Source organism: Lysinibacillus sp. NPDC048646 (assembly GCF_050272295.1).
In the GTDB taxonomy this organism is placed as follows: domain Bacteria; phylum Bacillota; class Bacilli; order Bacillales_A; family Planococcaceae; genus Lysinibacillus.
Genome location: NZ_JBNNLZ010000009.1, coordinates 100,540 through 112,373, shown reverse-complemented (window position 1 = coordinate 112,373; position 11,834 = coordinate 100,540). Strand labels below are relative to the sequence as shown.

9 protein-coding genes are annotated in these 11,834 nt (G+C 37.4%); 2 read left to right on the top strand and 7 right to left on the bottom strand.

What is annotated here, in order from left to right; translation table 11 throughout:
• Positions 1–8: 8 nt before the first annotated feature.
• The 6 genes from ACQKII_RS12120 to ACQKII_RS12095 all read right to left on the bottom strand — a co-directional run bounded on the left by ACQKII_RS12120 (position 9) and on the right by ACQKII_RS12095 (position 6,784).
• Positions 9–1,277 (bottom strand): TRAP transporter large permease, encoded by a 1,269-nt coding sequence (locus ACQKII_RS12120; protein WP_427459555.1) that lies wholly within the window; start codon positions 1,275–1,277, stop codon positions 9–11.
• Positions 1,258–1,755, bottom strand: coding sequence for a TRAP transporter small permease (locus ACQKII_RS12115; protein ID WP_427459553.1), 498 nt, complete (start codon positions 1,753–1,755; stop codon positions 1,258–1,260). The genes ACQKII_RS12120 and ACQKII_RS12115 overlap by 20 nt, the downstream gene beginning before the upstream one ends.
• A 240-nt stretch (positions 1,756–1,995) precedes the next feature.
• On the bottom strand, positions 1,996–3,042 hold the full coding sequence (locus ACQKII_RS12110) for a DctP family TRAP transporter solute-binding subunit (RefSeq protein WP_427459551.1): 1,047 nt from the start codon (positions 3,040–3,042) through the stop codon (positions 1,996–1,998).
• Positions 3,043–3,100: 58 nt separating this feature from the next.
• The gene (locus tag ACQKII_RS12105) at positions 3,101–4,144 is read right to left on the bottom strand and encodes a DctP family TRAP transporter solute-binding subunit (protein ID WP_427459549.1); all 1,044 of its coding nucleotides are present in this window, start codon (positions 4,142–4,144) and stop codon (positions 3,101–3,103) included.
• Between the two features lie 350 nt (positions 4,145–4,494).
• Positions 4,495–5,163: a response regulator gene (locus ACQKII_RS12100; protein ID WP_427459547.1), complete on the bottom strand. Its 669-nt coding sequence runs from the start codon at positions 5,161–5,163 to the stop codon at positions 4,495–4,497.
• Positions 5,156–6,784, bottom strand: coding sequence for an ATP-binding protein (locus tag ACQKII_RS12095; protein WP_427459545.1), 1,629 nt, complete (start codon positions 6,782–6,784; stop codon positions 5,156–5,158). Before ACQKII_RS12095 ends, ACQKII_RS12100 begins: the two co-directional genes overlap by 8 nt.
• Before the next feature lie 814 nt (positions 6,785–7,598).
• Here ACQKII_RS12095 and ACQKII_RS12090 point away from each other — a divergent pair.
• Positions 7,599–8,870 carry an L-lactate MFS transporter gene (locus tag ACQKII_RS12090; RefSeq protein WP_427459543.1) on the top strand — a complete coding sequence of 424 codons (1,272 nt, stop codon included), beginning with the start codon at positions 7,599–7,601 and terminating at the stop codon, positions 8,868–8,870.
• A 452-nt stretch (positions 8,871–9,322) separates the two neighbouring features.
• The gene (locus tag ACQKII_RS12085; RefSeq protein WP_427459541.1) at positions 9,323–10,015 is read left to right on the top strand and encodes an AIM24 family protein; all 693 of its coding nucleotides are present in this window, start codon (positions 9,323–9,325) and stop codon (positions 10,013–10,015) included.
• Positions 10,016–10,567: 552 nt separating this feature from the next.
• On the opposite strand, the gene ACQKII_RS12080 is transcribed toward ACQKII_RS12085, so the two are convergent.
• Complete coding sequence (locus tag ACQKII_RS12080) at positions 10,568–11,818, bottom strand: NAD(P)/FAD-dependent oxidoreductase (RefSeq protein WP_427459539.1); 1,251 nt, start codon at positions 11,816–11,818, stop codon at positions 10,568–10,570.
• Between the last annotated feature and the right edge of the window lie 16 nt (positions 11,819–11,834).

Genomic DNA, 11,834 nt, shown 5'->3' with positions numbered 1-11,834 from the left:
GAACATCCTTATTTCATTTGCTCTGGTAACCACAGTGATAGTTGTGGCAGCAATACAACAATAGCTAAGAACACAATCATTAAGATGATAAACGGAATAACCCCTTTGACAACCTCACCAAGCTTTTCTTTGGCAATCCCACTAACAACGAAGAGATTCAGACCAACTGGTGGTGTAATCATCCCAAGCTCCATGTTAATCGTCATAATAATAGCAAAGTGAATGAGGTTGATATCGAAATGTACAAGGATTGGTAATAAGATAGGTAATGTTATTAAAATAATTGAAACTGCTTCTAAGAACATTCCCATAACAAAGAATAAGACGTTAACGATAATCATGAAAATCCATTTGTTCATATCACTTTCTGCTATCCAAGCACCGACTTGCTGTGGTACCTGTGCATTTGTTAAATATAAACCGAATAAGGAAGCGGCACCGATTATTAAGAAAATCATGGCCGTGATGTTAATGGATTCTACTAATACTTCTCGGAAGTCTTTTAGTTTCATTTCGCGATAGACGAAAAGTGAAACAATCAAACCATAAAAAACGGCGATAACTGCGGATTCAGTTGGTGTTACAATACCAGAATAAATAGTACCTAAAATTAGGAAAGGTAAGAAGCCACCCCAAATTGCTTTTAAGGACTTACGCCAACGCACCTCCCAAGTTGCAGGCTCATCTCCTTTGAAACCATTTCTTTTTGCGTAGAAGATGGCTGCAATGATTAAGATGCCAGTTAATGCAAGACCAGGAATAACGCCTGCCATGAATAATTCGCCAATGGATTGTTCAGATGTAATACCATAGATGATTAAAGGGACACTAGGTGGAATTAAAATACCTAGCGTACCACCAGCAGCAACAAGGCCCATCGAGTAACGTTTTTTATAACCTGCTGAAATCATTGCAGGGATCATAATAGAACCGATGGCTGCAGCTGTTGCAGGGGAAGAACCTGAAATTGCTGCGAAGATTGCACAGGCAACGATTGTTACTACTGCAAGCCCTCCAGGAAGGTGACCAATCCAAGCACGTAATGCTTCGATTAAATTTTTTGAAATACCACCACGCGCCATTAGCACCCCAGCAAGAACAAACCCTGGAATCGCCATCATCGGAAATGAATCAAGTGCAGTGAAAATTCGTTGTGGAATCATGTTCATATTAAAATCAATTTGGAAGAACACAATAATAGTTGATAGTGCTAAACTGACTGCTACAGGTACGCGTAAGAAAAGTAAAATAAAGAAACTAAGTAAGAGGATTAGCATATTCTTCATCCCTTCCACGTAGAATATTGACTAATCTCTCTACGAATCTTAGTAAGAATAAAATACCTGAAATGGGTAGTACTAAATAGACAACCCACATTGGAATACCAATATCAAGTGAAACCATGCCAGATGTGTAACGGTTTTCTACTAGAACAAAGCCATAATACGTATAGATTAAGCAGAATAGGATGCTTAAGCCTGTTGCTACTATGTCTAGAATACGTTTCATGGAAGGTTTTAATTGATCGTATAAAATGTCTACTTGAATATGTTGATTGTGGCGCAGTGCTAAGCCAAACCCTAAAAAAGTACCCCAAATGATTGTATATCGAGCGAGTTCTTCTACCCAAGCTTGAGGTTCGTTGAACAAGTAGCGCATGATTACGCCATAAAAAATGAGTACTACACCTGTGACAAAAAAGAAACCAGCAAGAATTTCTTCTAAATAACCCCATGCTTTATGTAAAGCTTTCATTCTGATGCCTCCTTAAGATTGTCAATTTGATTTTTATCATTCAATAACATAAGTACAATACTGAAGTAAATATTGTTTTAATCTGTACTTATGGATGGTTAACTTCCTACAGATGTTGCAACAATTAACACAACGTTTAAATGGAAATTTTAGCACCCGCTAGTATTGGGTAAGTGTAAGCGATTTACCTTTAAGAAAAAGAGTGAGTGTCGATACCTTATCGACACTCAATTTGAAGAGCTATTTTAAATCACGAATACCGTTGATTAATTCTTCCGTAATAACTTCACCGAATTCTTCATAAACTGGCTCAAGTTCAGCCTTGATTTTCTCTTTTTGTTCAGGTGTTAACTCAATAACTTCAATGCCAGAGCTTTTAATGTTTTCATATGATTTTGCGTTTTCTTCAGAAGCTAAATCCCAAGCTAAAGTTGTTGCTTCCGTTAAAGAATCTTCAACCGCTGTTAATAAATGAGCAGGGATTTTATCCCAGAACGATTTGTTTACAAAAATTGCATAGTCAAGACGGCCATGTTCAGATACTGAGAAGTATTTTTGTACTTCTTGGTATTTTTGTGTATCGAAGTTGTTAAATGTATTTTCTTGGCCCTCTACAGTTCCTTGTTGTAACGCAGCATATGTTTCACCGAATGCGATTGTTGCTGAGCCGGCATGTATAGCCTTGAATTGTGCTTCTAGTACTTTACCAGCTTGAGCACGGAATTTTAGACCTTTAAAGTCTTCAACGTTGACAAGTGGATGTTTGTTATTTGAGAAATGTTTGAAACCATTTTCCCAGAAAACTAAACCTTTAATATCGTTATTCGCTAACTGATCGGATTCGAGAATTGTTTTGGCAACATCAGACTCAAAGAATTTACGTGCATGCTCTTCGTTTTCAAAAAGATAAGGCATGTCCACATATTGCCAACGTGGATCGATTTTTACCATTTTTGTCACGGAAGGTGCAATCATATGTACGTTTCCAGATACTAATGCATCTAGCTCATCGTTATCGCCATATAATTGAGATGAAGGGTAAACTTCCACTTTTACTTTACCATCTGTTTTCTCTGCTACTAATTTAGCAAAAGCATCGGCAGCTTTCCCCTTCACACTGTCAATCGATGTTACGTGAGAGAACTTTATTACAAGCGGTTTATCTTTTGTATAGCCGCCATCTCCTTCAGCTGCTGGAGCAGAAGTTGTTTCTTTTTTGTCCCCACCACAAGCAGCAAGCGCTAGTACAAGCACAGCCATTAGTGACATGAAAAGCCATTTTTTCATTGCAATATCCCCCTAAAAAGTTTTTATTATAGTTAAAAGGACAACCTTTAAACTCAAGTTAATGATGTGATTGATTTTTGGGTAGTGCGTTAATATATTTGCTGTCATACTTTCCTGCATAATAGTCATAAACAGGTTCAAAAGCTGACTCCCATTTTTGTACATCCTGATTAGATAAGTAGTGAATATTAATGCATTCACAGGCTTCCATTTCTTGCAGACGTTTGGCACTAAGATTCTCTGCAAGTTGCCATTCCCATTCTTGTACTTCTTCTAACGTGTCAATGAGCAGTGTTTGTACATCCTTTGGTAAGGAGTCCCAAAACTCGTTATTCATAAGGAGTAAATAACCTAAGTAACCGTGATTACTAACTGTTAAGTAGTCCTGTAATGAATGAAGGTTTTTACTAGTGATATTCGTGAATGTGTTTTCTTGACCATCTACATTGCCTTTTTGCAGCTGATTAAAAACGGTATTAAAGTCAATCCTCTTTGGATAAGCACCAACGCTAGAGAATTGCTCCGCTAAAATATCGCTTGGCATAATACGCATCCGTAAATCTTTTAAGTCACTAATATGTTCGATGGGCCGGATGCTATTGCTTAACTGCTTAAATCCGCTATCCCAAACCCCCACAGATAATAGATTATGTACGTTTAATTTCTTCATTAAAGATTGACCAATTTCACTACCTACATAGCTATGAACTTCGGCAGCATTTTTAAATGCATAGGGTAAATCCATCACTGACCACTCAGGTACAAGAGTTGTAATTTTAGAAATAGCCGGTGCGATCATTTGAATATCGCCACGCAATAGTGCATTTAATTCTTCTTCATCCTTATAGAGAACGCCGTTTGGAAACACTTGAATTTCTACATGGCCATTACTTCGTTCTTTAATGAGTTCGGCAAACTTTATTGCTGCCATTCCTTTTGGTGTATTTTCACCAACAACATGTGAAAATCGAATAACAATTTGTTCTTCATGACTTAACTGCTCATTATCAACTGGGTAATCGCGCTGTTGACATGAAACTAACAGAATTATTATTAAAATGAGAACGCTAACAAATCGTATTTTACTACGCTTATTCCACATATAATTCACCCCTAATCTATTTAAGATGTGAATGTTCTTCATTGTAGTATATCTATGCAAATAAGCAATATTATGGTATTAATGGACATTTTGGTATTTATGGTATATAACAATTTACTATTTTAAAAAACTGATATTAGACCAGTCGGGACTGTTTATTTGTTGCAGTAATGAATTTTGTTGTGAAAAAAAGCAAAGAATCTGCGAGATTCCTGCGGGAAAAAAGCTAGGGAAGACCTCACAGACACTGGGGCGCCTGCGGAGGTTGTAGCTTATCCGCGGAATCGAGCAGATTCTTGTTATTTAATCTATTGGTAATGGTTGAAGGACTAATTGGTTACCTGTACAAATTATTTAATAGAATAGTATTTTGTTGGGCGACCCACTGAACCATATTTTAATTCAATATTCACGGTACCTTTTGTGGCTAAAAAGTCTAAGTATTTACGCACTGTTACTCTGGCCATTCCGACATTTTGAGCAAGTTGTTCAGAAGTAATCGAGGCTCTATGTGACATTAAATAATCTAATATTTGTTGCATCGTAATATTGTTTAAGCCTTTTGGTAATTCAAAAGATTCTTGCTGAATACCCAGCCATTTATCGATATCCTCTTGATTTACAGCATTTGTATTTAGTAACTTTTTTGTAGAGTTTTTATATTGTTGCAACGCCTTTTCAAAGCGTTCAAAACGGAAAGGTTTTATAAGGTAATCGATTGCACCAAGCCGGAGAGACTCTTGTACTGTTGGTGAGTCTCTAGCTGCTGTAATCATAATAATATCTGATGGAATACGCTCTGCACGAAGCTTTAGAAATAATTCCATGCCTGTCATATCTGGTAAAAACATATCGAGTAATATCAGATTTGGTTTTTTGAAAATTATTTTTTCATAAGCATCACGTCCATTGACTGATTCACCTACAAGTTGAAAACCATTCATTTTATTCAGAAATCCTTTATTTACTTCTAGCACCATCGGATCATCTTCTACGATAAAAACGGAAAGACTACACATTTTCTTCAGTCACCCCCACTATAATAGTAATTATTGTGCCAATATGGGCAGTAGATTCGACTTGGATCGTTCCTTTGTTAGATTCCACAATTTGTTTAACAAGTGCAAGTCCAATACCATGCCCTTCTTTTTTCTTTGTACTAAAACCATAATCAAAAATACGTTGTGGCAATCCTTCAATGCCTTTACCACTGTCCTGTACTTCTATAAATAAATGGTGCTTATCTCCGATTACCGTTATATGAACATCCTTATGAGTACTTTCGAGACAGGCCTCCATGGCATTGTCCAAGAGATTGCCGAGGATTGTTACCATATCTCCACTTGAAAAACCGCTCATAAAATCAACAAGGTTAGAATCCTCATCAATAGTTAACTCCACACTGAGTTCTTTCGCCCTCGAATATTTGCCAAGTAATAAACCTTGAATTGAATAGTCGTGTATTTTGTCATGTAAGCTACGAATGATCTCCTCTTCATCTGTTATTTCATCAATAATGAGACTTAAAGCATCCTCATTACGTTCGAGCTGAATTAATCCAGCAATACTATGGAGTCGATTCATGTATTCATGTTGCTGTGCACGTAAAGAATCAACGAGAATTTTAATGCCAGTTAATTCTTCGGCTAACATATTCGCTTCTTTTCGATCTGTTAGCATAATGAGATAGCCTGCATTTTGCTCCAAAATACGAATTGGGAATGTGCGTACTAAATACATTTGCTCGAACATTAGGAGAGGACGGTATACTTCGTGTTGCTGAATAGTATCCTCTGCAAGCCAAGTATCTTTAAATAAAGTCTTACGAGTAATCTTCTGACCAAAGAAATGTGTGTATTGCCTTGCTAATCTGTTAATAAACGTGACATTTCCACTTTCGTTAGTTGCTAATATGCCAATATCCATTGCTTGAATAATGCCGGAGCGTTCTTCCACAAGCCTGGCGATTTCATATGGTTCTAAGTTAAATGTTTGACGTTTTAAATGGTTGGCAACCCAAACAGAACCCCCTAAGCCTATAGCTAACCCCCAAAAAAGAGACGCTAATATATCAAGTTGATATTCATCTAGCAGGTTATACCATTTCGGGGCAAGTAGGCCAACTGTAATGACACCAACTTGTTCTGTGCCCTCTTCATTCATGATCGGTACGAACGCACGAATGGAGTAACCCAGTACGCCACGCGCCTTTGATATGTATTCGTGTTGCGAAAAAGCTTCTATTTCGTCTCCACCTTCAAATACTGTGCCGAGCCTACTTTCAGACGGATGTGAGTAACGAATTCGATTCATATCGATGATAACAATATAATCGACATCAGTTGTTAAGCGAATACGTTCAGCAATTGGCTGAATGATTTCAAAACCTTCAAGTTTTCCCACATTATTTTGAACTTCTGTAAGTTGTGAGACGGTCCTCGCAATAGCAATTGCCCGTGCGCCAAATTCTTTTTCAAAAGCACCAGCAAGATTATGAATCATAATTGCTCCACTGGTGGCAATAGAAAAGATGACGATAATGAATGAAAATATAAACATCTTTAAACGTAATGAAATATTTTTCATAGGAATGTAAAAGGAGGAAAAGCAACATTGCCTTCCTTCTATTAAATTCAACACCTCATTTCCTCTTTACGCTCTATGGGAGTTAAACTAGGAACTTCATTCTATTATAAATTACCATAAATGAACAGCTTGTTGTAATACAATATCGGCTATTTTGGACTGATTTCACTCGTGTACTATAACAATCGTTCCTTTGTATTCCTTATGGAAAAGGTTTATAGGAACCAGTAGATTATGTTGTATTTAGAAGGAATTAATAGTTATTACACGTTAGAAAAATATATATTTGAATAATAAAAAATAATGTGTATTTTAGTAAGAAGGATGAAATATACAAAAGGTTATTTTTGTATTTTTACTATTTAATACATTAAAAGGAATAAAGTGATTTTTTATACAGCTTTATTTAATATTTTTGCGCAAATAATTTTTGCTTATTAACGTTATAAATTTCTCTTTTGTTCTCAATATTTCTGCATGATGAATAATAACTACTTTCTGTGAAAAGGTAGTTTAATAAATATCACTACTGAATGGAAATAATAGAGAATAAAAAGTGTTACGTTAATATGAGAAAGTATGCACAAGTTTAATTATGTTGAAATAATTTATAAATATTTTGATAGTAGAGTAGAAAAATAATATTAGCTAATAAATGATGAGAAATCTGTTCTATAAACGGCTTTTTCCTTAGAGACTGTAAGGTTTAAGGTATAAAAAATATTCGGTTATTTCTAAAAAACTTTTTGGAGAAATAATATTTTTTAGAAAAACATCTTGCAATTGAATAATTCTAAGTGGTAAATTGTTTAACATGGAAGTTCATGAAATCTTCACAGGTAGCAAAAGAGGGGAGAAATGAGAATTTATGAATAAAAATAGATGGTTAATTGCATTATCTGCAATCGCTATTCACCTTTCAATCGGTGGAGCTTATGCATACAGTGTATACAAGCTGCCAATCGTCACAGAAATGGGATGGAGCGAAACGAAAGTAACGGTTGCCTTTACCATTATGATGGGGCTTGCTGGTTTTTCAGCGGCGTTATTTGGTAGCTTAGTAGAAAAAATGGGTCCACGTAAATCAGCTATGGTAGCTGCTGTGTTATTTGGAGCAGGACAAGCTGGAGCAGGCGTTGCTATTTCAATGGATTCTGTAACATTGTACTGGTTAACATATGGTGTACTTAGTGGATTAGGTATGGGGATTGGGTATATTGCTCCTGTATCGACATTAGTTAAATGGTTCCCTGACCGTCGTGGGTTAGCAACAGGTATGGCTGTGTTAGGATTTGGATCAGGTGCGCTTATTACAGCACCAGTCGCAGCAAACTTAATGGAAGCAGTTGGCATTTCTACAACGTACTTCATTTTAGGAGCAAGTTACTTCACGTTAATGATTTTAGGGGCTTTATATATTGCACCACCGAAACCTGGTTATATGCCTGCAAACATGAAAGCTGCAGCTGACAAGGGCAAAGATGTAGTGAAACAAGACTTAGCTGTTATGACAGCACGAGAAGCAGTAAAAACTAAGCATTTCTGGATGTTATGGTCAATGCATTTGGTGAATGTAACTGCTGGTATTATGATGATTTCTGTAGCATCTCCGATGGCACAGGAAATTGTAGGATTATCAGTTGCAGGTGCCGCAGCAATGGTAGGGATTATGGGGTTATTTAATGGTGGTGGCCGTTTAATTTGGGCTGCAGTGTCTGACTATATTGGTCGTTCGAACGTCTTTGTTATTTTCTTTACGATACAATTAATCACATTTATCGTGTTACCACATACGACAAACGCTATTATTTTCCAAGCACTTATTTTCTTAGTTGTTAGTTGTTATGGTGGTGGATTCTCAAACTTACCAGCATTCGCAAGTGATTTATTTGGTACAAAGCAACTTGGTGTTATTCACGGTTACTTATTAACAACTTGGTCATTAGGTGGGGTTTTTGGTCCACTTCTAGTGAGCGCAATTAAAAACGCGTATGGAAGTTACATTCCAGTATTCTATGTATTTGCAGGTTTAATTGCAATTTCATTTATTATTTCAATTACTTTACGTGCAGATGTACGCAAACGCACAGCTTTAAAAGCAGCATCACAAAACGTTGGAGACGTCTCCGCTACACAATAATTAATACTTTCAATTTGCACTTGAAAGTATAGACCGTATTAGTGTCATTTTGCACATGACGCTGATGCGGTTTTTTTTGTAGTAGTTGTTATACAACACTCGATAAATCTTCATCTAACATATAACAGAGACTGTTTGATGTCAATAACATTATGGAAAATAAAGTGATTTCGTTACTAAAAGAGAATTATTGCTACGATATGTTTGTGAGTGTAACAATACTGTGGAAGAATGGATATGCAATATGCATAAGGTGCTGACGTAAATGGAGTCCATTCAACGACCGTGACTACAAACAGTGCTTGTCATCCATTAAAATAAGCTTGAAGGAAAGCAATGCGGTGACCTTGGCAATCACTTTAGTGGAGGTAGTGTATTACTTTTATGGCGGAATAGGTTGAATCTTTTCGACACGTTGAACGTATATAAAGTAATAAAGGAGGGGTAATGAAATGGGGAAATTTTCATTAAATGAATTTGTTAACAAAACGCAACAAAATGACAACGTCAACGACTATTTTGAGTTAGAAACAGAGCGTGTATTAGAAGTTAACTTAAATGGTGAAGTTTGGTCCAAAATGGGGGCAATGATCTCTTACATAGGAGATATAAAGTTTGAGCGCGAGCGTGTTATGGAGCACGGGCTAAGTAAAATGTTTAAAAAGGCCTTAACAGGCGAAGGCACGCAATTAATGAAAGCGAAAGGTCGTGGACGTCTTTATTTAGCCGATCAAGGTAAAAAAATTACGATCTTTGATTTACAGGATGAAAGCCTTTGTGTAAATGGGAATGATTTACTTGCGTTTGAGCCGACTATCGATTGGGATATTCATTTGATGCGTAAAATGGCAGGAATAATGTCAGGTGGATTATTTAATGTAACGTTAAAAGGAAGAGGAAAGGTAGCGATTACGACACATTTTGAACCGCTGACCTTGTTAGTGAAGCCAGGTGAAACAGTTTATACGGATCCACATGCCACTGTTGCATGGTCTGGCAATTTAACACCCGAATTTAAAACAGATATTAGTTTCCGGACGTTTATCGGACGTGGCAGTGGTGAATCCATTCAAATGGCATTCTCAGGCGAAGGCTTTGTCATTATTCAACCATTTGAAGAAGTATATACTACGAGCGAAAGTTAAAAGAACGTGTTCGTAAGACTGTAGACAAACTAGACAAAAATCGAGTTAGCCTATAGTCTTTTTTCTTTAACAATAACTTTAGATAAAAGCGTTGATTTCCACTACGGGCGGACGCTTTCCGCGGGCGGGGTCGAGCTGCTTCCTTCGCTTCGCTCAGTCCAGGATCTCGACTTTCCCGCTTTTCCCGCAAGAGTCACCGCACTTCGTTCCAATCGTTGTCTTTAAAATGACATTTATTCAATACGTCTTTGGTAATCGCTCTATGCGTCAAATCAAAGAAATTGAAACGTGTATGTCGTATCACTAGTTTTTGAAATAAAAAAATGACAAAAGGTATTCAGAATTATCACATTCCGAATACCTTTTGAAATTTTATCAGAAAGAATAGTAGTTACAAATAGCCCCTATAACGAGCGTAGACCGCTATGAGCAACTATTTTCTGCCATTTTTGGACTTTGCCATGTTCAATTAGCTAGCTTCTTTAAAATATTGGCAGTAAAAGTAAATGTTGTGAGTTATCAGTTGTTTTTTCGGTAGTAACTTATGCGACATTATAATGCCGCGCTCATTCCTGCTATACGTCCTGTAACAAGTGCAGACGTAATATTATAACCACCTGTATAGCCGTGAATATCGAGGATTTCTCCGCAGAAGAATAAACCAGCTTTTTTCTTTGAGGCCATTGTTTTCGGTTCGATCTCTTTAACGGATATACCACCACCGGTAACGAATGCTTTTTCTAGAGATTGTGTACCGCTAACTGTCATTGTGAAATTGACAAGCAGTCGTGCTAAGTTACGTATTTTTTCTTGTGATAATTCAATGCCTGTCAGTTGTACATCAATATCGGCATGCTCACATAAAAAAAGTAACCAACGTTCAGGGGCTATCCCTTTCCAAACATTTTTCACTGCTTTTTTAGGATCTTCTTTCACAAGCTTGTTTAAATATTGCACACAGGTTTCCTCATTGTAATCAACAAGGGATTGAATGCGCATTGTGACAGGTTCATAACCGGTTTTCATTAGTTCCTTGACGACAAATTGGCTACAACGTAATACTGCCGGTCCACTTAGTCCGAAATGGGTAAAGAGCATGTCCATTTGGTGGGTAACGAGCACCTTGCCTTTTTTATTGAGCACTGAAACAGCAACATCCCGCAGAGCAAGTCCCTGGAGTTCACGATTTTGAATAAATGCTTCTTTCGATAAAACGGGCACCTCTGTTGGGAATAGTGTTGTCACCGTATGCCCTGCACGCTCTGCCCATGGGTAGCCATCTCCAGTCGAACCTGTTTGTGGCACTGCTTTACCACCAACTGCCACGACGACAGCTTCACTGCGTACTTCAGTGCCATCTGCTAGGCGTACACCAAGAATTTTTTCATCGTCCATCAGTAGTTTGCTAACAGGTGTGTTAAGACGTACCTCAATGTGTAGGCGCTGCATTCTACGAATAAGTGCATCGACCACGTCTTGTGCGCGATTAGAAACAGGGAACATACGGCCGTGATCTTCTTCCTTTAATGCAACACCTAGCTCTTCAAAAAAGGCAATTATATCTTCATTGTTATAAACAGTGAATGGACTATATAAAAAACGGCCATTTCCTGGAATATGCTTCACGATTTCTTCTACAGGGAGTCGGTTCGTGACATTACAACGACCACCGCCAGAGATGGCCAATTTTTTGCCGAGCTTTGTGCCTTTTTCGAGCAGCAATACTTTCTTTTTACGCTCTCCAGCAGCAATGGCAGCCATTAAACCAGAAGGGCCGCCACCAATTACGATAACATCATACATATATGTGAACTCACTT